This is a genomic window from Bradyrhizobium sp. CCBAU 51765, from assembly GCF_015291725.1.
Lineage (GTDB): Bacteria > Pseudomonadota > Alphaproteobacteria > Rhizobiales > Xanthobacteraceae > Bradyrhizobium > Bradyrhizobium liaoningense.
Genome location: NZ_CP030038.1, coordinates 360,332 through 384,126 on the forward strand (window position 1 = coordinate 360,332; position 23,795 = coordinate 384,126).

At 64.7% G+C, this 23,795-nt stretch carries 26 protein-coding genes; 9 read left to right on the plus strand and 17 right to left on the minus strand.

Annotated elements, in window-relative coordinates; translation table 11 throughout:
- Window positions 1-2 precede the first annotated feature (2 nt).
- From XH96_RS01680 to XH96_RS01690, 3 genes are all read left to right on the plus strand, one after another.
- On the plus strand, window positions 3-662 hold the full coding sequence (locus tag XH96_RS01680; RefSeq protein WP_194390780.1) for an HAD hydrolase-like protein: 660 nt from the start codon (window positions 3-5) through the stop codon (window positions 660-662).
- Between the two features lie 160 nt (window positions 663-822).
- Complete coding sequence (locus tag XH96_RS01685; protein ID WP_194390781.1) at window positions 823-2,496, plus strand: caspase family protein; 1,674 nt, start codon at window positions 823-825, stop codon at window positions 2,494-2,496.
- A 116-nt stretch (window positions 2,497-2,612) separates the two neighbouring features.
- Complete coding sequence (locus XH96_RS01690) at window positions 2,613-4,094, plus strand: tetratricopeptide repeat protein (protein ID WP_194390782.1); 1,482 nt, start codon at window positions 2,613-2,615, stop codon at window positions 4,092-4,094.
- 61 nt (window positions 4,095-4,155) lie between these two features.
- Here the strand turns inward: XH96_RS01690 and XH96_RS01695 are convergent, their stop codons facing one another.
- The 5 genes from XH96_RS01695 to XH96_RS01715 form a co-directional block, all read right to left on the minus strand.
- Window positions 4,156-4,977, minus strand: a complete 822-nt coding sequence (locus XH96_RS01695; protein ID WP_194390783.1) for an LssY C-terminal domain-containing protein — start codon at window positions 4,975-4,977, stop codon at window positions 4,156-4,158.
- A gap of 152 nt (window positions 4,978-5,129) precedes the next feature.
- Window positions 5,130-5,549: a DUF6455 family protein gene (locus tag XH96_RS01700; RefSeq protein WP_028181048.1), complete on the minus strand. Its 420-nt coding sequence runs from the start codon at window positions 5,547-5,549 to the stop codon at window positions 5,130-5,132.
- Between the two features lie 292 nt (window positions 5,550-5,841).
- Window positions 5,842-6,627: a hypothetical protein gene (locus XH96_RS01705; RefSeq protein WP_194390784.1), complete on the minus strand. Its 786-nt coding sequence runs from the start codon at window positions 6,625-6,627 to the stop codon at window positions 5,842-5,844.
- Between the two features lie 141 nt (window positions 6,628-6,768).
- Window positions 6,769-7,374 (minus strand): 3-isopropylmalate dehydratase small subunit, encoded by a 606-nt coding sequence (gene leuD, locus XH96_RS01710; protein ID WP_061880161.1) that lies wholly within the window; start codon window positions 7,372-7,374, stop codon window positions 6,769-6,771.
- Window positions 7,375-7,640: 266 nt separating this feature from the next.
- The gene (locus XH96_RS01715) at window positions 7,641-8,039 is read right to left on the minus strand and encodes a metallopeptidase family protein (protein ID WP_061880162.1); all 399 of its coding nucleotides are present in this window, start codon (window positions 8,037-8,039) and stop codon (window positions 7,641-7,643) included.
- Between the two features lie 251 nt (window positions 8,040-8,290).
- Here XH96_RS01715 and XH96_RS01720 point away from each other — a divergent pair, with 251 nt between their 5' ends.
- Window positions 8,291-8,572, plus strand: coding sequence for a hypothetical protein (locus tag XH96_RS01720; protein WP_194390785.1), 282 nt, complete (start codon window positions 8,291-8,293; stop codon window positions 8,570-8,572).
- Between the two features lie 52 nt (window positions 8,573-8,624).
- Window positions 8,625-8,888, plus strand: coding sequence for a hypothetical protein (locus XH96_RS01725; protein ID WP_194390786.1), 264 nt, complete (start codon window positions 8,625-8,627; stop codon window positions 8,886-8,888).
- 9 nt (window positions 8,889-8,897) lie between these two features.
- Here the strand turns inward: XH96_RS01725 and XH96_RS01730 are convergent, their stop codons facing one another.
- Window positions 8,898-9,194, minus strand: coding sequence for a DUF1330 domain-containing protein (locus tag XH96_RS01730; protein ID WP_194390787.1), 297 nt, complete (start codon window positions 9,192-9,194; stop codon window positions 8,898-8,900).
- Between the two features lie 177 nt (window positions 9,195-9,371).
- Here XH96_RS01730 and XH96_RS01735 point away from each other — a divergent pair, with 177 nt between their 5' ends.
- Window positions 9,372-9,941, plus strand: a complete 570-nt coding sequence (locus XH96_RS01735; RefSeq protein ID WP_194390788.1) for a hypothetical protein — start codon at window positions 9,372-9,374, stop codon at window positions 9,939-9,941.
- A gap of 129 nt (window positions 9,942-10,070) precedes the next feature.
- On the opposite strand, the gene XH96_RS01740 is transcribed toward XH96_RS01735, so the two are convergent.
- From XH96_RS01740 to ffh, 7 genes are all read right to left on the minus strand, one after another.
- A complete protein-coding gene (locus XH96_RS01740) occupies window positions 10,071-10,280 on the minus strand; it encodes a hypothetical protein (protein WP_194390789.1) in 210 nt (69 codons plus the stop codon).
- Window positions 10,281-10,374: 94 nt separating this feature from the next.
- The gene (leuC, locus tag XH96_RS01745) at window positions 10,375-11,781 is read right to left on the minus strand and encodes a 3-isopropylmalate dehydratase large subunit (RefSeq protein ID WP_194390790.1); all 1,407 of its coding nucleotides are present in this window, start codon (window positions 11,779-11,781) and stop codon (window positions 10,375-10,377) included.
- Window positions 11,782-12,248: 467 nt separating this feature from the next.
- Complete coding sequence (rplS, locus tag XH96_RS01750) at window positions 12,249-12,629, minus strand: 50S ribosomal protein L19 (protein ID WP_011083318.1); 381 nt, start codon at window positions 12,627-12,629, stop codon at window positions 12,249-12,251.
- A 109-nt stretch (window positions 12,630-12,738) separates the two neighbouring features.
- Window positions 12,739-13,494: a tRNA (guanosine(37)-N1)-methyltransferase TrmD gene (gene trmD / locus XH96_RS01755; protein WP_194390791.1), complete on the minus strand. Its 756-nt coding sequence runs from the start codon at window positions 13,492-13,494 to the stop codon at window positions 12,739-12,741.
- Window positions 13,495-13,528: 34 nt separating this feature from the next.
- A complete protein-coding gene (rimM, locus tag XH96_RS01760) occupies window positions 13,529-14,089 on the minus strand; it encodes a ribosome maturation factor RimM (protein ID WP_194390792.1) in 561 nt (186 codons plus the stop codon).
- 9 nt (window positions 14,090-14,098) lie between these two features.
- Window positions 14,099-14,431 (minus strand): 30S ribosomal protein S16, encoded by a 333-nt coding sequence (rpsP, locus tag XH96_RS01765; protein WP_194390793.1) that lies wholly within the window; start codon window positions 14,429-14,431, stop codon window positions 14,099-14,101.
- Between the two features lie 86 nt (window positions 14,432-14,517).
- Entirely contained in the window at window positions 14,518-16,065 is a 1,548-nt protein-coding gene (gene ffh / locus XH96_RS01770) for a signal recognition particle protein (protein ID WP_194390794.1), read from the minus strand.
- 537 nt (window positions 16,066-16,602) lie between these two features.
- Between ffh and XH96_RS01775 the strand changes: the two genes are divergently transcribed.
- On the plus strand, window positions 16,603-17,583 hold the full coding sequence (locus XH96_RS01775; protein WP_194390795.1) for an MBL fold metallo-hydrolase: 981 nt from the start codon (window positions 16,603-16,605) through the stop codon (window positions 17,581-17,583).
- A gap of 157 nt (window positions 17,584-17,740) precedes the next feature.
- On the opposite strand, the gene XH96_RS01780 is transcribed toward XH96_RS01775, so the two are convergent.
- On the minus strand, window positions 17,741-18,445 hold the full coding sequence (locus XH96_RS01780; RefSeq protein WP_194390796.1) for an SIMPL domain-containing protein: 705 nt from the start codon (window positions 18,443-18,445) through the stop codon (window positions 17,741-17,743).
- A gap of 5 nt (window positions 18,446-18,450) precedes the next feature.
- Window positions 18,451-19,179, minus strand: coding sequence for a GyrI-like domain-containing protein (locus tag XH96_RS01785; protein ID WP_194390797.1), 729 nt, complete (start codon window positions 19,177-19,179; stop codon window positions 18,451-18,453).
- A gap of 247 nt (window positions 19,180-19,426) precedes the next feature.
- On the opposite strand from XH96_RS01785, the gene dapF reads away from it, so the two are divergent.
- Together dapF and mtaB are read left to right on the plus strand one after the other, a co-directional pair.
- The gene (dapF, locus tag XH96_RS01790; RefSeq protein WP_194390798.1) at window positions 19,427-20,302 is read left to right on the plus strand and encodes a diaminopimelate epimerase; all 876 of its coding nucleotides are present in this window, start codon (window positions 19,427-19,429) and stop codon (window positions 20,300-20,302) included.
- Window positions 20,302-21,555, plus strand: a complete 1,254-nt coding sequence (mtaB, locus tag XH96_RS01795) for a tRNA (N(6)-L-threonylcarbamoyladenosine(37)-C(2))-methylthiotransferase MtaB (RefSeq protein WP_194393995.1) — start codon at window positions 20,302-20,304, stop codon at window positions 21,553-21,555. The genes dapF and mtaB overlap by 1 nt, the downstream gene beginning before the upstream one ends.
- Before the next feature lie 104 nt (window positions 21,556-21,659).
- Here mtaB and XH96_RS01800 read toward each other — a convergent pair whose 3' ends face one another.
- Complete coding sequence (locus tag XH96_RS01800; RefSeq protein ID WP_194390799.1) at window positions 21,660-22,769, minus strand: DUF2336 domain-containing protein; 1,110 nt, start codon at window positions 22,767-22,769, stop codon at window positions 21,660-21,662.
- Window positions 22,770-23,085: 316 nt separating this feature from the next.
- The gene (locus tag XH96_RS01805) at window positions 23,086-23,787 is read right to left on the minus strand and encodes an RluA family pseudouridine synthase (protein WP_194393996.1); all 702 of its coding nucleotides are present in this window, start codon (window positions 23,785-23,787) and stop codon (window positions 23,086-23,088) included.
- Window positions 23,788-23,795 lie beyond the last annotated feature (8 nt).

The following is a 23,795-nucleotide window of genomic DNA, read 5'->3' on the forward strand; positions in this document are numbered from 1 at the left end:
GTGTGAACCCGGTTCGTTCCGTTCTCCTCGATCTCGACGGAACGCTGGTCGATTCCCGCCCGGGCATCATCGCGAGCTGCTCAGCCGCATTGCGCGTGCTCGGACACGATCCCGGCAAGGCAAACGACATAGTGATCGGGCCGCCGCTCGAAGACATCTTGCAGGCATTGCTGGCGGCGTACGGCGACGACCGGATCGATGAAGCCGTCGTCGCGTATCGCGAGCACTACGGCGCAACCGGTCTGCTCGGAAGCGAACCGTATCCCGGAATCAGTATTGCGCTTGACGAGATGAGACGCGCCGGAATGCGGATCTATCTCGCCACCTCAAAGCGGGAGGTTTTCGCGCGGCGAATTCTGGAGAATCTTGACCTCGCGGCGTACTTCGATGGAATCTATGGTTCGGTGCCTGGTGGCGAGCGGGATCATAAGCCACAGCTGCTCGCACACGTCTTGCTCGATCAGGATATCTCTCCATCGCACAGCCTCATGATCGGCGATCGCCGTCACGACATCGTCGGAGCTCGCGCCGTCAAGATGCGCGGCGTCGGCGTGCTCTGGGGCTATGGCAGTCGGGAGGAACTGGAGAGTGCGCGCGCGGATCAACTTGTGCGGCGGCCCTCCGATCTCGCGCGCACGGTTCTGTTGATGCTGAATGGATAGCTCCGGCGCAAACCGCGGGGCGTTGACGCAATCTACAGGACGAGCCAGCCGCCAACGTGCCAGGCGCCAAAGCCGCATAGTTTACGATTCTCTGCTTTTCTCGTTGCGGTAGTGCAAGGGGGTGGTACCCTGATGAACGATATTCGTCGGATAATTATCTATGCGCATATTTGCAGCGATCCTTTTCATCCCATTGCTTTGGTCCGTCTCGCCGCCGGCGCTTGCACAGCAGGTCCGGGTTGCGCTTGTTGTAGGCAACGGCGCCTATGAGAAAGTGCCCGAGTTGCCGAACCCAATGCGCGATGCGACCGACGTCGGTCGCGCGCTTGAACGACTCGACTTCAAAGTCACACAGGTCAAGAACGCGACCGCGCAAGAGATGAGGAAGGCTGTCATCGAGTTCGGCCGGTCTGCCGAAGGGGCCGATCTCGCTGTTGTGTTCTACGCCGGACACGGCATGGAGGTCGGCGGCGAGAATTGGCTGATTCCAATCAACGCAGAGCTACGAAGCGATGCCGACATCGAAAGCGAGGCCATCAGCCTGCGCTCGGTGAGCCTTCAGGTTTCGAAGGCGCGGAAGTTGGGTTTGATCATACTCGATGCGTGCCGCAATAATCCATTTGCAGCGAAGATGAAGCGTTCAATCAGCACCCGAGCCGTCGCCCGCGGACTCGCGCCAACCGAACCATCCGACAACGTTCTGATCGCGTACGCCGCGCGAGACGGAACCACGGCAAGCGACGGCGATGGCCGGAACAGTCCTTTTACGGCGTCGCTTCTTCGCCACATCGAAACGCCGGGCCTCGAGATATCATTTCTGTTTCGTCGGGTCCGCGACGACGTGATGTCAGCGACCCGACGTGAACAGCAGCCTTTCGTGTACGGCTCCCTGTCGAAGGAGGAGATTTACCTGAAAGCGCCGGTCACAAGCGCCCAGCCGCCAGCCGCATCGACCCCTGCCCCTGCAGCTCCTGCGGAAGACGAGAAGTTTTGGCTCGCGATTCAAACTTCGACCGTGGCGGGCCTGTATGAGGAGTTTCTAGCCAGATATCCTCGCAGCGGCCGTGCTGCGGAAGCTCGAAAGCGGATCGAGGATATCAAGGCTGCCGAAGTGGCCGCAGCATCGTCGCCAGCTGCTTCTTCCTCGTCCAATGCGAGCGAGCGTCAAGGACTTGAGGAGAAGGCCGTCGTCCGAAATTTGTTTGCACCCGAGGATAGCCAGAAGGTTGCTGCCATCGCGGCCGCTCAACACCTCAAGCTGCCAAGCTTCAAGATCTCGTCCACCCAGGATGTCTCATCCAAACCTGGTTCCAAGCTCGTTGGTGTATGGTCCAACAAGAGCGGGTGGGCGAATGGCAAGGGACGCCATGCCATGCTGATCGTTACCGAGGTTTCTGCAACGGGATTGGTCAGAGGGTACTATCTCTGGGGTCCGCCGACGAAGGCATCTTGGGCCAAAGACGAGGCCGGCTATCGATCGTTCGCAGAGTACATCACGGACAACAAATTCTCGGTTACCGGGACGCCAGTTACGGTCAGGATGGGGAAGAACGTTCTTGCCCTCTCTTCCTTCAAACAGGACTCTCCCTCCGAGAAGGTGAGTATAGAGCTTCGGGCGGTCTGGCGGCTTGTGCCGGATTCGGAAGATGTCGAGCCTGTAGCCAAGCGCGAGAAAACCTCACGACCTCACGCAGAAAAAAATGAAACCGCAATTAAGCCGCGCGCTTCGGCTGGTGTTGCTGGAGCGAGCATGGAAGAGCGTTACCGCACCTGCAAAAAGCTCGTGAAGGGATTCGCCAGACGCGAGGCTTGCGCCCGGACCGGTGTATTTTAGCGTGCGACGCCGGTAGATCGCTGTGATTTGGATCACACGGCCCGGCCGATTGCTTCGATAGATTTGCGTCGCTTAAAATTCTGCCTCCAGTCCCGATATGGCGAGTGGGCGTCCTCATGCTTCGCAAATTATTCTATTGCTTTGCACTTCTTGTCTTCGCTGGCCCGGTGATTGCCAACGACCGCGTCAAAGCCGAGTCTAGCGTAGCCATTGCCACCGCATCGGAGGCCATACGGCGAGATCCCAAGGACGCGAATGCGTACTACAACCGAGGGAATGCTTACGCCGCCAGGGGCGATACGGACCGCGCCATCGCCGACTACACGGCGACGATCCGGCTCGATCCGGCGCATGCGAATGCGTATTACAACCGGGGCAACGGTTACAGTAGCAAGGGCGACACGGACCGGGCCATCGCTGACTACACGGCGACGATCCGGCTCGATCCGGCCTATGCCAATGCGTACTACAACCGAGGCAACGCCTACAGCAACAAGGGCAACACCGATCGCGCCATTGCCGATTATACCGAAGCGGTCCGCCTGCAGCCGGCGAATGCGAACGCGTATTTCAATCGCGGCAACGCCTATGGCAACAAAGGCGACACCGAACGGGCCATCGCTGACTACGCTGAAACGATACGCGTGGACCCCACCTATGCGAACGCCTATGTCAATCGCGGATTGGCCTATGAGAAGCGCGGCGATGTCGCCAAGGCGAGGGCCGACTTCAATGCGACGCTCGGACTGAGTCACAGCGCCACCAAGTGGGCACAGGACAAGGCACGGGAGCGGCTTGCCGCGTTGCCTTCGCCGCGACCAGCAACAATATTGGTCGAGAAGCCCAGCGCTGCCGCGGCCGTCGTGGCGTCCGGGGTACCGAGCAGTGATCGCCGTATCGCCCTCGTCATCGGCAATTCGGCTTATGAAAACGTCGCCGCACTGCCGAACCCCGTCCGCGATGCGAGCCTCGTCGCCGATGTGCTGAGGCTCACCGGGTTCGAAGCGGTCACTCTGCTGACCGATCTTCGCAAGGATGCGTTGGTGAATGCCTTGCGCGAGTTCGCTGCACGTGCGGAAACGGCGGATTGGGCGGTCGTGTATTATGCCGGACACGGCATGGAGGTCGGCGGCGTCAATTATCTCATCCCGACCGATGCGAGGATCGCGGCGGATCGCGAGATCGGATTCGAAGCCGTGCCGGTCGATCAGGTTCTCAATGCGGCGGAGCGCGCCAGGAAGCTGCGCCTCGTCATTCTTGATGCGTGCCGCGACAACCCGTTTGCCGTCCAGATGAAACGCACGATGACGGTGGCGTCACGTTCCGTATCGCGAGGCCTCGCCCCGGTCGAGCCGGAGGCTGGAACGCTGGTGGTCTATGCCGCCAAGGACGGCGAGACCGCGCTCGACGGTGACGGGATCAACAGTCCGTTCGCGACCGCCTTCGTCAAGAATCTTCCGACGCCGGGCCTCGAAGTCCGCAGGCTGTTCGATTTCGTTCGCGACGATGTCATGGAAGCGACCGGCCGCAGGCAAAAACCGTTCAGCTACGGCTCGATCTCCGGACGGCAGGATTTTTATTTCGTGGCCGGCAAGTGACGCCGGCCTTGGTAGAATTAAGCCGGAGCTTTACCGAAGTGCCTGCAGGAATGAGCAAGGGCTAGGGCGCCGTTTCGGCTTGGCGAGCGATGCCGTGCCATATGGCATCCTTGAGAGCGATGAATGAGGGCGGTGGAATGGTCTGCGGATCGGCAGGTCCGCTCGCCCCTCCCGGCACCAGGACGGCGACGTGGATCTCGCCATCCGTATAGTAGGGGTCGCCGCCACCGTTTCGGCCGAACAGAGTGGGGCCTATGCCGGAGATCTGAAAGAAACTGCTGACGACGCGGGCCGCTCGCAGGTCGGCCATCAGGAGATCCCGCTCGGCATCGATGTTGGCCGCGATGTGATGGGTGACCTGTCCCGTATCGTGGCTCAGCCCGACGCCTCGGTCGAAAGTTGCCGAACCGAGCCAGACTGGTCGACCGTCATCACCCTTTTCGAGGGCCTTCCAGAACCGAACGTGATTCCGCCGGTCTGCACTTTTCCCTGCAGGCTTCTCGAACGCGTATTGCTCCTTCTTTCCCAGATAGTAGAGCGGGCTGACCGGCGCGTCGCGATACGGTCGATCCAGTACCACACTCCCGACGATCTCGATGCTTGATCGCAGCGTCACGGCGTCGGCCGCAGACCATCCCGCCGCGTTCATGGCGCGGACGACATCTCCGCCCTCGCCAACAAGTCCAACGTTCAGAGGGTCACCAGGGATATCGTCCGATGTCCTGGTGAGCATCGGCAACGAAGCGAGCCCCGCTTCGTGTTCGTGGTGAATCCACAGGGTGGGCACCAGAACATATGCGAGGGCTAGATAGACGAGCACAACAAAGGCCAGCACGAAAGGCCACCGTCGCTTCCTCGTCCCGGTCTTCGCGGAATTGGTCATGCGGTATCGTTCGAGCCAGTATACGCGACAGCATACCTATCCAGCATAGTCCGTGACAACGTCCGGTGCGAGGTTTGCGCCCGCAAGGGTGTGCGTCAGGCCGATGGCCCGTTCTCGCCGAAAATCTCATTCGTCGGTCCAGCCCCCGCGACTCAGCGCGGCGCGAGGTCGGCGCGATCGAGCGACTCCAGCGTCGAGGCGTTGGCGCAATAGCCGTGATAGTTCTCCGCGGCGGTGCCCTCGGCGAGATCGCGGTCGCACTGTCCCTTGTGACCGCAGAGCGAGCAGGTCCGCTCCATGTCGCGCAGCAGCAGGGGCTGCGCCTGCCCGAGCCGTTCCGCGCTGATGCCGAGCTGCTCCAGCATCTTCGGAAGTTCGTCGGCGGCGTGCCGGCCGTGACGGACCAGCTCTTCGAGATCGTCGGGCGCGATCCTGAGATCATTCGCGATCCGGTCGAAATCGGCGCGATCGAGCTGCCGCATCTCGTTCATCTCGCGGCGATGCTTCAGCCAGCTCGCAAAGGACTCGATGAGGTCCTGAACGATGGGATAAGGCTTGCTTGCGGTGCTCATGGAACGCTCCATTCGGACGTCGGAATTGGAGCGAATTAAGCACAATGGTGCAGGAGCGCGTTGCGCTGGATCAAACAGGATTCAGCGTCTCGTGTCCCGGACGCGCTGCAGCGCGTTTGGGATGGGCACGATGTGGTCGTCGAAAGAGCGTAAGTCCCTCCACATCGTCATGGCCGGGCTTGACCCGGCCATCCACGCCTTGCTGCGCAGTGCAAAGAACGTGGATGCCCGGGACAAGCCCGGGCATGACGACCACTTATGCTGCTATGCGATCGTTCAAGGTAGCGGAGAGCTACCTAAACCGCTCCGCCGCCCAGGCATACAGGCTGCCCGGAATCGGCTTTTCGCCGCCGCGACCCTTGGGCGAGATGTGCAGGCCAATGATCTCGGGGCTGGTGACGAGACCGAGATAGCTCGAAGGGTCGAAGAAACGTTTCGGCTCGGCATGGACGGCATAGAACGACTGCTTCGGAAGTGCGTTGTGCAACTCACCGGTGCGGCGCGCGAGCGCGGTCAGCGCGGCAGGGCCGTAGATCGCGACGCGAATATCCGAAAGGCGGTTCGAGCCGCCGCGCAGGCGGCGCATCATGAAGGTGACGCGGTGGCGCAGCGACAGCCAGTCCGGCGTCAGCTCATCCTGCTCCATTAGCTCCTCGAACGCGCGCACGATGCCGTGCCCGGGCGGAAGATAGATCACGGAGTTGCCGAGCTGGCGCGGCCGCTCCCAGGCGAAGTACGGTTTTGCCGGATCGATCTCGATGGGCTTCAAGAGCAGCACGTCGGCATCGAGCCAGAGGCCGAGGCCCTTCGCCATCAGCTTCATGCGGAAGAAGTCGCTGAACTGCAGCGTGGTCCAGTCGCGCCAGCTGCCGTCCGGCTGCGGCGGCCGCAGCCGTTCGGAGAACGCGTGCGGCAGGATCGCCTCGGCATCCGCATTCGCGATTCCTGCGGGCAGGCCGGGAATGGTGTCGAAGCTGTAGACCGTGATCTTGTGGCCGGCAGCGAGCTGCGAGCGCAGACAGGTCCGGCGCAGCGCATCCATCGGGCCATGCCAGAAGGTGACGATCTCGGGCAGCATGAGGAAAAGCTATACGGGATATCCGGAGCAAAGAAAAAGCCCCGGCGCGATTGGCGCACCGGGGCTCGAACGAGAATCAGAGCATGATCCGGAAAAGTGTGCAGCGGTTTTCCGGAAAGATCATGCTCAAAAAATACGAGATCAGGCCCAGGCGCGTTCGCGCTTGAGCTTCTCCTCGTAGCTGTCGATCGAGGCCTTTTTCTCCATGGTGAGACCGATGTCGTCGAGGCCGTTGATCAGGCAGTGCTTGCGGAACGGATCGATCTCGAACTTGACCTTGCCGCCGTCGGGGCCGCGGATCTCCTGGTTCGGCAGGTCGATCGTCAGCGTCGCGTTGGCGCCGCGCTCGGCATCGTCGAACAGCTTGTCGAGGTCTTCCTGCGAGACGCGGATCGGCAGAATGCCGTTCTTGAAGCAGTTGTTGTAGAAGATGTCGCCGAACGAGGTCGAGATCACGCAGCGGATGCCGAAATCGAGCAGCGCCCAGGGCGCGTGCTCGCGGCTCGAGCCGCAGCCGAAATTGTCGCCGGCCACCAGCACCTTCGCATTGCGATAGGCGGGCTGGTTGAGAACGAAGTCCGGGTTCTCGCTGCCGTCGTCCTTGTAGCGCTGCTCGGAGAAGAGCCCCTTGCCAAGGCCGGTGCGCTTGATGGTCTTCAGGTACTGCTTCGGAATGATCATGTCGGTGTCGACATTGATGATCTTCAGCGGCGCCGCGACGCCTTCCAGCGTGGTGAACTTGTCCATGGTTGCGCTTTCCCGGGTGGGTCTGGAGGAACGGGTATTTATCGCGATCGGGGCGGGAATCCTAGGCCGAAATGGGCAGGGCTGCCCTTACCTCTCCCGCTTGCGGGAGAGGTCGCGCCGAAGGCGCGGGTGAGGGCTCTTTCCTCTAGGGGATTGTCCCGTTGCGGAGACACCCTCTCCCCAACCCTCCCCCGCATCCGCCTTCGCCAAGGCTTCGGCGGACGAGAGCGGGGGAGGGAGCGCACCTTCAGTGCGGCAACCACCCTTCACTCCGCCCGTGCCTCGATCGCGGCCATATCGTCGTCGGAGAGGCCGAAATGGTGGCCGATCTCGTGGATCAGGACGTGGCGGACGATATGGCCGAGGCTTTCGTCGTGCTCGGCCCAGTAATCCAGGATCGGCCGGCGGTAGAGCCAGACCATGTTCGGCAGCCGCGCCACGTCGCCAAAACTCTGCTGGGGCAGGCCGACGCCCTGGAACAGGCCGAGCAGGTCGAACTCGCTCTCGCACCCCATCTCGTCCAGGACCTCCTCGGTCGGGAAGTCGTCGACGCGGACAATCACGCCTTCGCAGAGCTTGCGAAATTCCGCCGGCAGGCGCTCGAACACCTCGTGAGCCATCGCTTCCATCTCGGCCAGCGAGGGCGCTTTCAATTCCGTCCACATGGGCTTCTTCTAAAGCGTTTTCGAGCGAAGTGGATACCGGTTTCGCGTGAAGAGGACGCGTCAAATAGAATCCGGAGCCTGTTCCGATTCCATCGGAACGGGCTCTGTCGCGGGTTCCGCGGCGATGCATCTGGCTTTATAAGTGCGGCGAGGTTGACGGGCGCCGTCAAAACGGGGAGCGTGGGGCCGTCGATGGGACGTTTCAGGTGGGCGGAAAAATGCGAGCGAAAACAGCGCTGACTCTACTGTGCATGGGGTTGTTTTCGCAGTTTTGCGTCGGCGCGGAAGCCCAGACCGCCAGCCCCGGGATTCGCCTCGCCCAGGCGGCTCCGCCTGACGAAGTTCCCCCGCCGCGCAAGCGGCCCCCGGCGCGCTTGCGCGTCACCCCCTATTACAGCCCGGATGGTGTCTATCCCCGCTACAATCCGGGTCCCGACGCACTCCGCGTGTGCAACGCCACCTATGTGCAGGAGTACCGGCCAAGCGGCACCGTGATCGTGCCGCGCGTGAGCTGCTATTGGCGCCGGGGCTGATCGGTTCAATGCGCGCGCCAGCGGACAGCGCGGTGGCCTCGTGAGGGTCGTGATGGCGAGATGGATCGCACTGGCCGTTGCCGTCGCGCTTGCCGCCGGCCTGCCTCGCGCGGCTTCCGCTGCGCAAAGGGTGACGATACCGGAGGCCTCGGCGGGGATCGCGGTTTTCGATGCACGACGACACGCGCGAACCCGTGACATCGTGCGGCCTGCTGCGCGCCCTGATCCACGCTATTACGCGCGGCCCGTCTACTACCGTCCTTATCCTTACGGCGTGCCCGCACCTTTCGTGTTCAGCTACGGGCCCTTCTGGTGAGGCGCCGCTCTAGCCGGGCGCAAATCCCCTGACCAGCAGCACGGTGGCTTGCGCGCCGGCTTTGCGATCACGTGAGATGTCCTCGTACTCGGGCGAGTTCGAGAAGGCGAGGAACGCGGCCTCGTTGGGAAACGACATCATGACAAGCTTGTCATGCGGCCATGCGCCTTCGAGCACGCGCGGATGTTCGTCGGCGGCGAGCAGCCGTCCGTTGTACTTCCTGAACACGTCGAAGAACCGCGCCTGATAGCGGTCATAGGCCGCGCGGTCCGTCATCTTCAATTGTGCAATGGCGTAGACAGTCATCCGCAAAACTCCTCCCGTCGCGGCACTGCGTCGCATCGCGGGACCCAGCGTCGTTCATTCATGGCGCGTTCACCTCGCTCTCCTCAGTTTACCCGAGGGTGCGACCGTTATTGAACAGCAATGGCGCGGCCAAGACGTCGCGCCGCAGCTCTGCTGTCCAGATTCAGGGAGGATTCCATGCTGAGAATGTTCGGCCTCGGGACGAGCCCGATGCGCTTGCTCGGACTTGCGGCCGCCGCGACGCTGATGCTGTCGGCCGGCACCGCGCGTCGCGCTGAAGCGCTCACCTTGATCAATCCGGCGACGTCACCGGCAACGAAGGCCGCGGCCGACGATCTCGTCACGCAGGTTCGCCACGGCGGCGGGCATGGTGGGCATGGCTTTCACGGCGGAGGTTTCCGCGGAGGCGGCTTCCATGGCGGCGGGCGACATATCGGCGGTTTCCATGGTGGCGGTTTCCGCGGCGGCCATGTCGGCGGCTTCCGCGCCGGACCGGCCTTTCATCACCGTCATGTCGGCGGCTTTCGGCATGGCGGCTTTCGGCACGGCGGATATGGCGGCTATCACCGTCACTGGGGTCATCATCGCCCGCACTACGGCTATCGTCACTTCCACCGGCGCTATTATGTTGGCGGATATTATCCCTACTACAACTATCCGCGCCGCTGCCGGATCATCTGGACCTATTACGGCCCGCGCCGCGTCTGCCACTGGCCGCGCTGGCAGTATCCGTACCGCTATTGGTGACGTGAGCTAGAGCAAGCGAACCGATCAGGAAGCGTCATGGCCGGGCTTGTCCCGGCCATCCACGTTCTGAGGTGCGCGCGGCAAGTACGTGGATGCCCGGGACAAGCCCGGGCATGACGGAGAACCTGGTTACAGCCAATCCTTCAGCTTCCACGATGCAGACTTCCACCGCATCAGATTGTCCAGCTTCCACTGCTTGAACATCGCCGGCGGCCAGCGGCTGAGCCTGGAGGTCTCCTCGACCTCGGGCTTGGCGACGATGCGCAGGGGCGCCGTGCGCCGGCGGTGCTGGCGCGTGGCCTCGCCGATCAGGTCGACATATTCGGGCTTGTTGGCCATGTGCTGCGTCCTCGCGAAACCGTCGCGAGGACGAGAATGTGGCGCCGCCGCTTAACGGCGGTTTGCTGCGATCGCTACAATTGCAGGAACCGGCTTACCGCCAGTCCCTGACATCGACGAAGTGACCGGCGATCGCCGCCGCGGCCGCCATCGCCGGCGAGACCAGATGCGTGCGGCCCTTGAAGCCCTGGCGGCCCTCGAAGTTGCGGTTCGACGTCGAGGCGCAGCGCTCTTCCGGCTTCAGCTTGTCCGGATTCATGGCGAGGCACATCGAGCAGCCCGGCTCGCGCCATTCGAAGCCGGCCTTGATGAAGATCTTGTCCAGACCCTCGGCTTCCGCCTGCTCCTTCACGATGCCGGAGCCCGGCACGACCATGGCGTTGACGTTCGCTGACACAGTCTTGCCTTCGGCAATCTTGGCTGCCGCGCGCAGGTCCTCGATGCGGCCGTTGGTGCAGGAGCCGATGAAGACGCGGTCGAGCTTGATGTCGGTGATCTTGGTGCCCGCGGTCAGGCCCATGTACTTGAGCGCGCGATGCTTGGAGATGCGCTTGGCCTCGTCCGCGATCTTGTCGGGATCGGGCACGATGCCGGTCACGGAGATGACGTCTTCAGGCGAGGTGCCCCAGGTCACGATCGGCGGCAGCTTCGCCGCATCGAGGCGCAGCTCGTGGTCGAAATGCGCGCCGTCGTCGGAGCGCAGTGTCTCCCAATAACGCATCGCCGCATCCCAGTCCGCGCCCTTCGGCGCCTTCGGGCGGCCGCGCAGGAAGTCGAACGCCTTCTGGTCGGGCGCCACCAGGCCGGCGCGCGCGCCGCCTTCGATCGACATGTTGCAGACCGTCATGCGGCCTTCCATCGAGAGCGCACGGATCGCCTCGCCGGCATATTCCAGCACGTAGCCGGTGCCGCCCGCGGTGCCGATCTCGCCGATGATGGCCAAAATAATATCCTTGCCGGTCACGCCGTCAGGCAATTTGCCGTCGACGGTGACGCGCATGTTCTTCGCCTTCTTCTGGATCAGCGTCTGCGTCGCCAGCACGTGCTCGACCTCGCTCGTGCCGATGCCGTGCGCGAGCGCGCCGAACGCGCCATGCGTCGAGGTGTGGCTGTCACCGCAGACGATGGTGGTGCCGGGCAGGGTGAAGCCCTGCTCGGGGCCGATGACGTGGACGATGCCCTGGCGCCTGTCGAACTCGTTGTAATATTCGACGCCGAATTCCTTGGCGTTCTCGGCCAGCGCCTTGATCTGCTCGATGCTCTCAGGATCGGGATTCGGCTTGGTGCGGTCGGTGGTCGGCACGTTGTGGTCGACGACGGCGAGCGTCTTCTCGGGCGCGTGCACCTTTCGTCCCGTTGCGCGCAGGCCTTCGAACGCCTGCGGCGAGGTCACCTCGTGCACCAGGTGGCGGTCGATGTAGAGCAGGCAGGTGCCGTCCTCGGCTTCGTGCACCAGATGGTCGTTCCAGATCTTGTCGTACAATGTGGTCGGCTTGGACATGAGCTTAAGCTCCGGAGAATGTGTGTCGGCGATGAGCGCGGATGGCGCGCGGGCAACAAATCGTCAGCGCAGCTTTTGGGCTGCGCGCGTAAGCTCTGACGTTGCCGAGGTCGCGAAGCGTCCGAAGAACCGGCCAGGCAGCCGCGAGCGATCGTCGATGACGATGCGCTGGGGGCTTACGAAGCTGGTCGGATCTGGAAACATTCCAAGAATATATAGCAGGCCGAATTGGAAGCGCGAGAGGTTTCAAATGCATGGCACGCGCACCGTGTATGACCCTCATCCTGAGGAGCGCGCCCTTGCGCACGTCTCGAAGGATGCAGGCCCGGCCGGTGGCCTCGCCCTTCGAGACGCGCGTTCCGCGCTCCTCAGGGCGAGGGACCGCCACCGTGCGCGCCACACCGGCCAAAACAAAAAAGCGCGGAGCCGAGCCCCGCGCTTTGGAAACTTGCCTGGTGGGGCGAAGCTTACTCGCCGACGGCGGCCTGGCGGTCTTGCTTCTCGACGATGCGGGCCGACTTGCCGCGGAGATTGCGGAGGTAATAGAGCTTGGCGCGACGCACCTTGCCGCGGCGCACCACCTTGATCGAGTCGATCATCGGCGACATCACCGGGAACACGCGCTCGACGCCCTCGCCATAGGAGATCTTGCGAACGGTGAAGCTCTCGTTGAGGCCACCGCCGGAACGGCCGATGCAGACGCCTTCATAGGCCTGCACGCGGGTGCGGTCGCCTTCGACGACCTTCACGTTGACGATCACGGTGTCGCCGGGGCCGAATTCCGGAATGTCCTTGCCGGCGGACAGCTTGTCGAATTGCTCTTGCTCGAGCTGCTTGATCAGGTTCATGGGTAAATCTCCATCGGCGCGCCCAGCCTTTCAAACGGGGGCTGCGCGAAATTCGTCTATCCAGCCATTGCGGATGTGGCCGCTGCTATAAGGCAAGCCGGAGCGTTTGTCACCCGTCTGTCTTGCTTTTTGGCGTTTTTTGGCGCCCGGCCCGATTCGGGACGGGGGTCGGCACTTGCGCCCACAAATCCGGCCGCCGGGCCGCCGTCAGGGCCTCCGATTGCGCCCGCCGCCAGCCTGCAACCTTGGCATGGTCGCCCGAGGTCAGGATTTCCGGGATCGGGACCCCCTCGAACAGCTGCGGGCGGGTGTATTGGGGGTATTCGAGCAGCCCGTCCGAAAAGCTTTCTTCGGTTCCCGAGGCCTCCTTGCCCATCACCCCCGGCAGGAGCCGGACACAGGCGTCGATCAGGGCCAGGGCCGCGATCTCACCCCCGGACAGGACGTAGTCGCCGATCGAGATCTCCTCGAGGCCCCGTCCGTCGATCACCCGCTGGTCCACCCCCTCGAATCGCCCGCAGACGATCAGGGGGCCGGGGCCCTTGGCGAGTTCGACGACACGGGCCTGAGTCAGTGGCCGACCCCGCGGGCTCATGAGCAGGCGGGGTCGCTCAGGGCCGCTCGCGGCCGCGTCGATTGCGGCAGCCAGAACGTCCGCGCGCAGCACCATGCCCGGGCCGCCGCCGGCCGGGGTGTCGTCGACGCTGCGGTGGCGGTCGGTGGCGGAGGCGCGGATGTCGCGCGCCTCGAGCTGCCAGAGCCCGGAGGCCAGCGCCCGGCCGGCCAGGCTCACGCCGAGCGGCCCCGGAAACATCTCCGGAAACAGCGTCAGCACGGTCGTGCGCCAGGGTGAGGGGTTGGTCATTGCAGTCAGCTTAACCAAAAACCACAGCCTGTGGTTATGGATCCCCGCTTTCGCGGGGACGACCTGGCGAGAGAGCCTCGTCGTCGCTCTCCTCGCCCTCGATTTCCTGCGGCAGTGCGATCACCACGCGCCCGCCGGCGAGATCGACTTCCGGCACCACCGCATTGGAAAACGGCAGCAGCAGCGTCGGGCCCTTGGGCGGCGCGATCTCGATGATGTCGCCGGCGCCGAAATTCTGGATCGCGACGACGCGGCCGAGCGGCGCGCCGTCCGTGGTGACGGCGGCGAGACCGATCAGGTCGGTGTGGTAATATTCGTCCGCGTCGGTCGCGGGCAGCTTGTCGCGCGGAACGTAGAGCTCGATGCCGTTGAGGCGCTCGGCCTCATCGCGGGTCGTGACGCCCTTGAACGTCGCGACCAGATGATCCTTGGCCTCGCGCGCCGTCGCAACCTCGAACTGGCGCTTGCCGTCCTTGGACAGCAGCGGACCGTACCGCCTGACGGCGAAGGGATCTTCGGTGAAGGTCCACAGCTTGACCGCACCGCGCACACCATGCGCGGCGCCGATCCGCGCGACGCAGACCAGCGCCGACATGATCTGGCCTTAGCTCTTGGCCGCGGCTTCGGCCTGCGCCTTGCGCTCCTTGCGCGGCACGGCCTTCTCCGGGTTGTTGCGCGCTTCGCGCTTCTTGACGCCGGCAGCGTCGAGGAAACGCGCCACGCGGTCGGACGGCTGCGCGCCCTTGGCGAGCCAGGCCTTCACCTTCTCCATGTCGAGCTTGAGGCGGGTCTCGTTGTCCTTCGGCAGCAGCGGGTTGAAATGACCGAGACGCTCGATGAAGCGGCCATCGCGCGGAAAGCGCGAGTCGGCGACGACGACGTGATAGACGGGACGCTTCTTGGTGCCTGCGCGGGCGAGGCGGATAACGACGGACATTCAGTTCTCCTTCAAAGTACAGTTTGTTCGGTTGATTGATACTTTCGCGTTGCGCGGGACCGGTGCGGTCCCCCGCGACGAATTCCTCATTTCTTCTTGCCGGGAAAACCGCCGAGGCCCGGCAGCGTCGGCTTGCCGCTCAGCCCGGTCAGTCCGGGAAGGTTGGGCAGGCCTTGGCGAAGCCCAGCCGGCAGATCCTTCGGCAGGTTCGGCAGGCCCTGTCCTCCGCCGCTCTGCATCTTCTCCTGCAGCGCCTTCATCTCTTCGGGCGAGGGCATCTTCATGCCGCCGCCAAAGCCCATGGCCTGGGCGATGCCGGCGAGCGGGCCGCGCTTGCCCGAGCCCATGGCCTTCATCATGTCGGCCATGTTCCGGTGCATCTTGAGCAGCTTGTTCACTTGCTCGACGCTCTGGCCGCTGCCGGCGGCGATGCGCTTCTTGCGGCTGGCCTTCAGCAGGTCCGGATGACGGCGCTCGTCGCGCGTCATGGAATCGATCACCGCGACCTGGCGCTTCAGGATCTTGTCGTCGATGCCGGCGGCCGCGATCTGGTTCTTCATCTTGGAGATGCCGGGCATCATGCCCATCAGGCCGCTGATGCCGCCCATGTTCGCCATCTGCAGCAGCTGCTCGCGCATGTCGTTGAGGTCGAACTGGCCCTTGCGCATGCGCTCGGCGGTCCGCGCGGCCTTTTCGGCGTCGATGTTGGCGGCAGCGCGCTCGACCAGCGACACCACGTCGCCCATGCCGAGGATGCGGCCGGCGATACGATCGGGATGGAAATCCTCCAGCGCGTCGGTCTTTTCGCCGGTGCCGAGCAGCTTGATCGGCTTGCCGGTGACCGCGCGCATCGACAGCGCGGCGCCGCCGCGGCCGTCGCCGTCGACGCGGGTCAGCACGATGCCGGTGAGGCCGACGCGCTGGTCGAACGAGCGCGCGAGATTCACGGCGTCCTGGCCGGTGAGAGAGTCGGCGACGAGCAGCACTTCATGCGGATTGGCCGCGGCTTTGATCGCAGCCGCCTCCGCCATCATCTCTTCGTCGAGCGTGGTGCGGCCCGCAGTGTCGAGCAGCACGACGTCGTAGCCGCCGAGCTTGCCGGCCTCCAGCGCACGCTTGGCGATCTGCGGCGGCTGCTGGCCTGCAACGATCGGCAGGGTCGGAATGTCGAGGTCGCGGCCGAGCACGGCGAGCTGCTCCATCGCCGCCGGGCGATAGACGTCGAGCGAGGCCATCAGCACCTTGCGCTTGTCGCGCTGGACCAGGCGGCGGGCGAGCTTTGCGGTGGTGGTGGTCTTGCCGGAGCCTTGCAGGCCGACCATCATGATCGGCACCGGCGGCACGGAATTGACGTCGATGGTCTGGCCTTCGGCGCCGAGCGTGTTGATCAGCTCGTCATGGACGATCTTGACCACCATCTGGCCGGGGGTGACCGACTTGACGACGGTGGCGCCGATCGCCTGCTCGCGGACGCGCTCGGTGAAGCTGCGGACCACCTCGAGTGCGACGTCGGCCTCCAGCAGCGCGCGGCGCACCTCGCGCATCGCGGCGTCGACGTCCTTTTCGGTCAGCGCGCCGCGCCCTGTCAGACGATCGAGAATGCCGCCAAGCCGTTCCGACAGATTGTCGAACAATGCCGTTGTCCTTTGTCCTGCTCGCGCAGGGTTGCCGCGTTCACCGCTGTCATGCCCCGCGAAGGCGGGGCATCCAGTACGCCGCGGCTTCTCGGCTCTAGCCGAGACGCCTCTGGAATACTGGATCCCCCGCCCCAGTGCGCTATCGCGCACAAGGCGGGGGATGACCACTTCCTTGGGCAAGCGATCTTCCAAACACCTTTGCGCCCGAGGGCGCACAGCGCTGTCGGGCGTTAACCTCTGGCCTCCAGGGCCAGTCGGCGGGTCGAAAAGAAAGCCTTTCCGAGAAAGTGGCGGGGTTAAACGCCGCTCCCGCCCAAAAGTCAAGGAAAGTTAGGGTGCCGGGGCGCCCTTGATAAGACAAGGTACTGAAAATGTGACCTTTTTGGCCATGGGTTCCTTTTCTGCCAGCCCCGCCCATATAGCCGGTGATGTCTTACCGCCCGACTATCCCCACGAGCCTGCCGGTCACCCGACTTTTGGGGCCGCTCGCCGGTGCCGGTGCCCTGGTCGGCGTCCTCGCGCTGGATCTTCCGCATGAAACCCTATGACGGCCCCGCCTCCGACCATTTCAACGGCCTGCACTTCTTCGATCCGGACGGGGCGCCGCCGAAATCGCTTCGCGAGGTGCTGCGCTGGCAATTCGGCGGCGGACGGCAGCGCGCGAAATGGCCGGAGTGGGCGCCGAGCCCGCATGCCGACATCCCACCGGAGCGCATCGACGGCGACAAAGTGCGGCTCTCCTTCGTCGGCCACGCCAGCTGGCTGATCCAGGCCGGCGGCCTCAACATCCTGGTCGATCCGGTCTGGTCGATGCGGGTCTCCCCGGTCGCCTGGGCCGGGCCGAAGCGACACAACGATCCCGGCATTGCCTTCGAGAAGCTGCCGAAGATCGATGTCGTGCTGGTCTCGCACGGGCATTACGATCATCTTGATATCGCGACGCTGTCGCGGCTCACCAAGAATTTCGCCCCGCGCGTCGTCACCCCGCTCGGCAACGACGTCACGATGCGCAGCCGGGATTCCACGATCAAGGTAGAGGCCTTCGACTGGCACGACCGCGTCGAGCTCGGCGGCGGCATCGCCGTGCATCTGGTGCCGACCCGGCACTGGACGGCGCGCGGCATGTTCGATCGCAACAAGGCGCTGTGGGCGAGCTTCGTGCTGGAGACGCCGGCCGGCCGGGTCTACGTCGTTTGCGATTCCGGCTATGGTGACGGCCGGCACTTCCGCCGCGTCGCCGACAAGCACGGGCCACTGCGCCTCGCGATCCTTCCGATCGGCGCCTACGAGCCGCGCTGGTTCATGCGCGACCAGCACATGAACCCGGAAGATGCGGTGAAGGCGTTGCTCGACTGCGGTGCCGAGCAAGCGCTCGGGCACCATCACGGCACGTTCCAACTGACGGATGAAGCGATCGACGCGCCGGCGAAAGCCTTGGTCGAAGCGCTCGATGCCGCGAAGATTCCGCAGGAGCGGTTCGTGGCGATGAAGCCTGGGCAGGTGGTGGAGATTTAGCTCTCCACACGCACTGCTCGTGCCCTGGACGCAGCGCAGCACGTCAGTGATGCGTTGCTGAGCCGGGGCCCATGTCGCTGCATTGTATCGTATTGCTGCTTGGGTCCCGGCTCTGCGCAGCGTCACTGCGTGGCGCAGCGCGTCCGGGACACGAGACCTACTGCCCGGGCTTGATCGCCCAGCTCACATTCACCGTCACCGACAGCGTCTCCTCGCCGGGTGCCACAGCGGCCTGCGGTGCTGCGGCCATTGGCGCTGCCATGCGGCCCTTGAACAGCGGCACCGGGCCGCCGCCCTCGGTCACGCTGAGCGGCGCGCCCAGCGTGACGCCGGCGGCCTTGGCATAGACCTCTGCCTTGCGTCGTGCATCGGCGATCGCCTGCTCGCGTGCACCGTCGAGCAGCTTTGACGCCTGCGTCACCTCGAACGAGATATTGCCGATATCGTTGGCACCGGCGCTGACCAGCGTGTCGATGACGCCGGCGACCTTGGTCACGTCGCGAATCTTCACGGTGACGCGGTTGCTCGCGCGGAAGCCGACCACGGGCGAGGCGCCGGTGGATTTGTTCTGGCCGTATTGCGGCTGCAGCGACAAGCGCGATGTCTGGTAGTCCTTCTCGGCGATCCCTGCGCCCTTCAGCGCCAGCAGCACCTTGCCCATCGCGGCGTTGTTGGCGTCAGCAGCTTCCTTCGCCGTCTTGGCATCGTTGGCGACGCCGGCATCGATCTGCGCGAGATCGGGGGCTGCGGAAATCGTGGCTTCGCCGCTCACCGAAATGGCGGACGGAAAATCATCGGCGCGCGCGGGCGCCGTCAGCAGTGCGGTGGCGAAAACGGCGGCGAGCAGGGCAGGCTTTTTCATGGGTCTCACTTCAGCGGCACGAAAACATTGATCACGAGCTTGTCCTCGGCCGTCTTCAGGGGATCGGTGAGGTACTCCTCGATGAAGGTGTCCTTGGCTTCCAGCTTCTTGTCGTCGAGGTGATTGGTGATCGCCTCATAGGTGTTGTCCATGTTGTCGTAGGAGCCGCGATGGACGAATTTCAGGGCTTTGCCCTCCGGCGATTTGCCGATGCTCATGTCCTTGGACAAGTTCTTCGGATCCTGGTCGACCGGGATCTCGGCAAGGAAGGTGAAGCCGGTGTCGTCGGTCGAAGTGTAGACGATCATCGCATTGCCGGCCGGCTTGATGCCCTGCTTGTCCAGCAGCGTATTGAGGGCCTTGAAGGCGTCGATCAGCGTGTCGAAGGCCGAGTCCCAATTGGCAGTGCCCTTGACCATCACGACCTTCCTGGGCTCGAGCGTGGTCTCGAGGCCGAAGGGATCGGCGGTCTGTACCGGGGCGGGCGTCGCGGCGGCCGCCGGGGCTGGGGCCGTCGGGGCGGGGGACGGTGAAGCGCTGGCCGCCGGCGACGGGCCTGCCGCCGGAGCTGGCGAAGCGCTTGCGGCTGGGGCGGGTGCGGCCGACGGCGCAGGCGAGGGGCTTGCCGACGCGGCCGGTGCCGGGCCGGGTGTCTGTGCCGGAGCTCCGGACAGGCCAATCGACATGGCCGCCGGGATCAGCGCGGCCAGAGCGAGACGACGGAAACTGGTCATTCTATTCTCCCCAAGGCCTGGATCCACCAAGGCCCAAATTCATCAAGGCCTTACCCACCAAGGCCTCAACCTGGCCGCGCGTCCCGGCTCGCGCGAACCGCGCCGTTCTAACACGCGGGCGCCGAATTCGTCCCATGACAGATGCGTCATGGCAGGCACCTTGGCCGATGTCCTGGCTCGCGGCCGCAAATCACTGGCCAAGCCGGCAAGGATCGCCATATAAGGCGGGCGAAATTCGGGAATTTTCATGAGCGCGCTGGCCAACCACGCATTTGCCAAGATGAACGGCATCGGCAACGAGATCGTCGTTGTCGACATGCGCGATTCCGCGGGGCCGGTCACGCCGGACGATGCGCGGGCGGTGGCGTCTGCGCAAGGCGGCATCGCCTATGATCAGCTCATGGTGCTGCAGAAGCCGCGGCTGGACGGTACCGAAGCCTTCATCCGCATCTACAACAATGACGGCTCGGAGGCCGGCGCCTGCGGCAACGGCATGCGCTGCGTGGTGCGCCGCATCTTCGAGAAGACCGGGCAGACCAATGCGACCTTCGAAACGGCCGCCGGCCTGCTCAATGCCTGGCAGGGCCCAGCGGCCGATCTCTACACCGTGGATATGGGTGTGCCGAAGTTCGGCTGGCAGGACATCCCGCTGGCGGAAGAGTTTCGCGACACCCGCTACATCGAATTGCAGATCGGGCCGATCGACAATCCGATCCTGCATTCGCCCTCCGTGGTGAGCATGGGCAATCCGCATGCGGTGTTCTGGGTCGAGGACGTCGACGCCTATGATCTCGGCCGCTTCGGCCCATTGCTGGAAAACCATCCGATCTTCCCCGAGCGCGCCAACATCACGCTCGCCCATATCGTCGATGACAAGCACATCACGATCCGCACCTGGGAACGCGGTGCCGGCCTGACCAGGGCGTGCGGGTCGGCGGCTTGCGCCACGGCCGTCGCCGCGGCGCGGCTGAAGCGCGCCGAGCGCAAGGTCGAGATCACGCTGCCCGGCGGCAAGCTCGGCATCGAATGGCGCGAGCGCGACGATCACGTGCTGATGACCGGCACGGCGACCTTCGAATATGAGGGCCGTTTCGATCCGGCGCTGTTCGCGCCCGTCGCGTGATGGGCGTCGAGGTCGTCACCTTCGGCTGCCGCCTCAATGCCTTCGAGGCCGAGGTAATCCGCAGCAAGGCTGAGGACGCAGGCCTTTCCGACACCATCGTCATCAACAGCTGCGCCGTCACCAACGAGGCGGTGGCGCAGGCGCGCCAGTCGATCCGCAAATTGAAGCGCGAGCGGCCCGGTGCGCGCATCGTCGTCACCGGCTGTGCCGCGCAGACGCAAGCTGCGATGTTCGCCGACATGGTCGAGGTCGATCGTGTCGTCGGCAATGACGACAAGCTGCGCGGCGAAGCGTGGCGCGCGACGCAGGCGGCGTTCGACGTCGGCGCCAGCGGGAAGATCGCCGTCAGCGACATCATGGCTATCAGGGAGATGGCGCCGCACCTCGTCGACGGCTATGCGAGCGGCCTGCCGCGGGTGTTCGTGCAGGTGCAGAACGGCTGCGACCATCGCTGCACCTTCTGCATCATCCCGTTCGGCCGCGGCAATTCGCGCTCGGTGCCGATGGGTGCCGTGGTGGAGCAGGTCCGGACACTGGTCGAGCGTGGTCATGCCGAGATCGTGCTGACCGGCGTCGACCTCACCAGCTACGGCACCGATCTGCCGGGCGCGCCGAAGCTCGGCATGCTGACCAGGCAGATCTTGCGGCATGTGCCGGAGCTGAAGCGCCTGCGCATCTCCTCGATCGATTCGATCGAGGCCGACAGCGATCTGCTCGACGCCATCGCTGGCGATTCGCGGCTGATGCCGCACCTGCACCTGTCGCTGCAATCGGGCGACGACATGATCCTGAAGCGCATGAAGCGGCGGCATTCGCGGCAGGATGCGATCGCGTTCTGCGACCAGGTCCGCCGTCTGCGCCCGGACATCGCCTTCGGCGCTGACATCATCGCGGGCTTTCCGACCGAGACGGAGGAGATGTTCTCGCATTCGCTCGACCTCGTCGAGGAATGCGGCCTGACGTTCCTCCACGTCTTTCCCTATTCGCCGCGTCCCGGCACGCCGGCGGCGCGGATGCCGCAGGTTGCGGGACCGGAAATCAAGGAGCGCGCGAGACAATTGCGCGCAGCCGGTGAAGCCGCACTGCGGAAGCGGCTGCATGCCGAGGTCGGTGCGACGCGTGATGTGCTGATCGAGAGCGCGGGGCAGGGCCGCACGGAACATTATCTGCCGGTGGCTGTTGCGGGCGGGCGGGTCGGCAGCGTGGTGCCGCTGACGATTGCCGGCAGCGATGGCGAGCGGCTGACCGCATAGTCGGGCTGCGGTAAGTTGCTCCGCGCTCTATCCTCAGCGTCGTCCCTACGCCCGCAGGCACGACACTGAGGGTGTGGATACGCCGTGACTGGAGCGCGCGCCTCCTACGACGCCCGCACCTGCCAGAACCGCAGCGTGCGCCGCGCGTCCTCCGTCGTCATTCCCGCAAAATGATCCCGCGCCCTGGCGAGATCGGCCGGCTTCATCGCGCCCGTCGTGAATCGACTTTCGAGCACGGCTCCTGTCGTCTCCCAGCTGAGCTGCGCGGCCTTGCATGGCACCAGCAGGCCGTCGTCGCGCACGCTCTGCATCAGGGGGCGAATCACCTCGACCGTCGACCCGGATAGCGCCGCAAGGGTCGCCACCGTCTCCTCATAGCGCCGTTGTCTGGCGAAGCCGAGCAACGCCGCCTCGTCGAGCTGGCCGGTCGCCTTGAGACCTGCGATGGCGCGCTTGGCGCCTTCGAAATCACGGACGCCGGACATCTCGCGCTCGACGCCGATGGTGACGGCGGCGATCGCGCTCCGGATCTCCTCGAACAGATGCGGCGGCGCGCGCGACAACAGGCGGGCGCGCACGGCATCCGTCGCCGAGCGCAGCAATTGGTGGCGCAGATCCGATGGCAAATCGACCCGAACGCCGACGCTGACGGCGAGCTCCGGATCGCTCTCGGCCTGTCCGACGATGACGGCAAATCCGCCTCCGGAAACGCGCGCGCCGGGATTGGCGGCGAGCCGCCGGCTGACGCTGGGATAGCGGCGCGCCAGCAGCGCGTCGGTGACGATCTCCTTCAGCCACCAGCGCCCGGCCATCGCGAGCAGATGCGGCTCGCCCTTGCTGGAGGCGATCTTCACCAGCTGGCCGTCGTCGAGGCGCGCGGATTCCTGCAGCACGGGACCGGCGATGCGGATCTCGTCATTGTTGGCGAGGCGGCGGATCACGGACGGCGGTGCCTGCGCGACCGGCGCGAGCTGGGCGCTGATCTCGGCGAGCGCGATGCGTGCGCCCATGTCGGCGATGGCGCGCAGCTCGATGGTGCCGATCAGGCGCTCGAGCACGTCGTCGAACAGTGCGATCTGCTCGTCGTCAAAGCTGCCGGCGGAAGACAGGAACAGGTCGGTGACGCGGCGGGCCGTCTCCAGCCCCTTTTCCGGCGAGCCTGCCCGAATCGCGGATTCGACCTCGTCGATGATCGATAGCTGGGCCTTGGACATCACGCGCGGCTCGTCCTGAGCGGTTACGGGAGCTTGTTCTAAGCAACCGCTATCATTAGAGGCGAGCGCTGAAGGTTTGGTAAACCATGGCACGGACGGAGTTGCTTCGGCGAGATGTCGCCGCGGCGGAGCTGCGCCCCCTCTCCCGCTTGCGGGAGAGGGTTGGGGAGAGGGTGTCTCCGCAACGGGACAATCCCCAAGAAGAGAAAGCCCTCACCCGCGCCTTTGGCGCGACCTCTCCCGCAAGCGGGAGAGGTAAGAAAGCCCGCGGCGCAATCCGCGCGCAACTCGCGGCCCTGCTGTGCTGAGGCGGGCTTTATTCCCCATTCCACCCGCAAGCCCGGAGCTTCTCGTGCATGTGCGGCGGGGCCGGCGCCACGACGCGGATCGGCTCCTTGTTCCGGGAGATCGGCACCACGATCTCGCGGGAATGCAGGTGCAGCTTCGGCTCGCCGAAGCGCGGGCCGTTGCCGTAAATGTTATCGCCGAAGATCGGCCAGCCGGTCGCGGCCGCATGCACCCGCAATTGGTGGGTCCGGCCGGTGACGGGTTCCATGGCGAGCCAGGTCACGCCCTCGCCCCGGCCCATCACCTTCCAGTTGGTGATGGCCTTCTGCCCTTCCGGGTCGGGCTTCTGCCACCAGCCGCGCTCGGCATTGAGCCGGCCGAGCGGCATGTCGATGGTGCCTTCGTCTTCAGCGGGGCCGCCCTCGACCACGGTCCAGTAGGTTTTGCCGATCTTGCCGTGCTTGAAGAGCAGGCCGAGCGATGCGGTCGCCTTGCGATGGCGTCCGAGCACGAGACAGCCGGAGGTGTCCTTGTCGAGCCGGTGAGCCAGCACCGGCGGCCGCGGCAGGCCGAAACGCAGCGCGTCGAAGGAATCCTCGAGGTTCGGCCCGCCCTTGGGGCCGCGATGCACGGGAAGGCCGGCCGGCTTGTTGATGACCAGCATCAGCCCGTCGCGATGGAGCACGCGCGACAAAATCTCCTCGGCGGTCAATTCGGGAACATCGAGCAATTGCAAGA

What these genes read in the sequence shown, in the direction of transcription:
- XH96_RS01780 (WP_194390796.1), bottom strand. Translation starts at nt 18,445, where the DNA reads ATGAAAAAGCCTGCCCTGCTCGCCGCCGTTTTCGCCACCGCACTGCTG.
- XH96_RS01715 (WP_061880162.1), bottom strand. Translation starts at nt 8,039, where the DNA reads ATGTGGACGGAATTGAAAGCGCCCTCGCTGGCCGAGATGGAAGCGATG.
- XH96_RS01685 (WP_194390781.1), top strand. Translation starts at nt 823, where the DNA reads ATGCGCATATTTGCAGCGATCCTTTTCATCCCATTGCTTTGGTCCGTC.
- XH96_RS01725 (WP_194390786.1), top strand. Translation starts at nt 8,625, where the DNA reads ATGGCGAGATGGATCGCACTGGCCGTTGCCGTCGCGCTTGCCGCCGGC.
- XH96_RS01695 (WP_194390783.1), bottom strand. Translation starts at nt 4,977, where the DNA reads ATGACCAATTCCGCGAAGACCGGGACGAGGAAGCGACGGTGGCCTTTC.
- rplS (WP_011083318.1), bottom strand. Translation starts at nt 12,629, where the DNA reads ATGAACCTGATCAAGCAGCTCGAGCAAGAGCAATTCGACAAGCTGTCC.
- XH96_RS01800 (WP_194390799.1), bottom strand. Translation starts at nt 22,769, where the DNA reads ATGTCCAAGGCCCAGCTATCGATCATCGACGAGGTCGAATCCGCGATT.
- leuD (WP_061880161.1), bottom strand. Translation starts at nt 7,374, where the DNA reads ATGGACAAGTTCACCACGCTGGAAGGCGTCGCGGCGCCGCTGAAGATC.
- mtaB (WP_194393995.1), top strand. Translation starts at nt 20,302, where the DNA reads ATGGGCGTCGAGGTCGTCACCTTCGGCTGCCGCCTCAATGCCTTCGAG.
- XH96_RS01700 (WP_028181048.1), bottom strand. Translation starts at nt 5,549, where the DNA reads ATGAGCACCGCAAGCAAGCCTTATCCCATCGTTCAGGACCTCATCGAG.
- XH96_RS01720 (WP_194390785.1), top strand. Translation starts at nt 8,291, where the DNA reads ATGGGGTTGTTTTCGCAGTTTTGCGTCGGCGCGGAAGCCCAGACCGCC.
- rpsP (WP_194390793.1), bottom strand. Translation starts at nt 14,431, where the DNA reads ATGTCCGTCGTTATCCGCCTCGCCCGCGCAGGCACCAAGAAGCGTCCC.
- trmD (WP_194390791.1), bottom strand. Translation starts at nt 13,494, where the DNA reads ATGACCAACCCCTCACCCTGGCGCACGACCGTGCTGACGCTGTTTCCG.
- XH96_RS01730 (WP_194390787.1), bottom strand. Translation starts at nt 9,194, where the DNA reads ATGACTGTCTACGCCATTGCACAATTGAAGATGACGGACCGCGCGGCC.
- rimM (WP_194390792.1), bottom strand. Translation starts at nt 14,089, where the DNA reads ATGTCGGCGCTGGTCTGCGTCGCGCGGATCGGCGCCGCGCATGGTGTG.
- XH96_RS01785 (WP_194390797.1), bottom strand. Translation starts at nt 19,179, where the DNA reads ATGACCAGTTTCCGTCGTCTCGCTCTGGCCGCGCTGATCCCGGCGGCC.
- XH96_RS01775 (WP_194390795.1), top strand. Translation starts at nt 16,603, where the DNA reads ATGAAACCCTATGACGGCCCCGCCTCCGACCATTTCAACGGCCTGCAC.
- XH96_RS01690 (WP_194390782.1), top strand. Translation starts at nt 2,613, where the DNA reads ATGCTTCGCAAATTATTCTATTGCTTTGCACTTCTTGTCTTCGCTGGC.
- XH96_RS01735 (WP_194390788.1), top strand. Translation starts at nt 9,372, where the DNA reads ATGCTGAGAATGTTCGGCCTCGGGACGAGCCCGATGCGCTTGCTCGGA.
- XH96_RS01705 (WP_194390784.1), bottom strand. Translation starts at nt 6,627, where the DNA reads ATGCTGCCCGAGATCGTCACCTTCTGGCATGGCCCGATGGATGCGCTG.
- leuC (WP_194390790.1), bottom strand. Translation starts at nt 11,781, where the DNA reads ATGTCCAAGCCGACCACATTGTACGACAAGATCTGGAACGACCATCTG.
- dapF (WP_194390798.1), top strand. Translation starts at nt 19,427, where the DNA reads ATGAGCGCGCTGGCCAACCACGCATTTGCCAAGATGAACGGCATCGGC.
- XH96_RS01740 (WP_194390789.1), bottom strand. Translation starts at nt 10,280, where the DNA reads ATGGCCAACAAGCCCGAATATGTCGACCTGATCGGCGAGGCCACGCGC.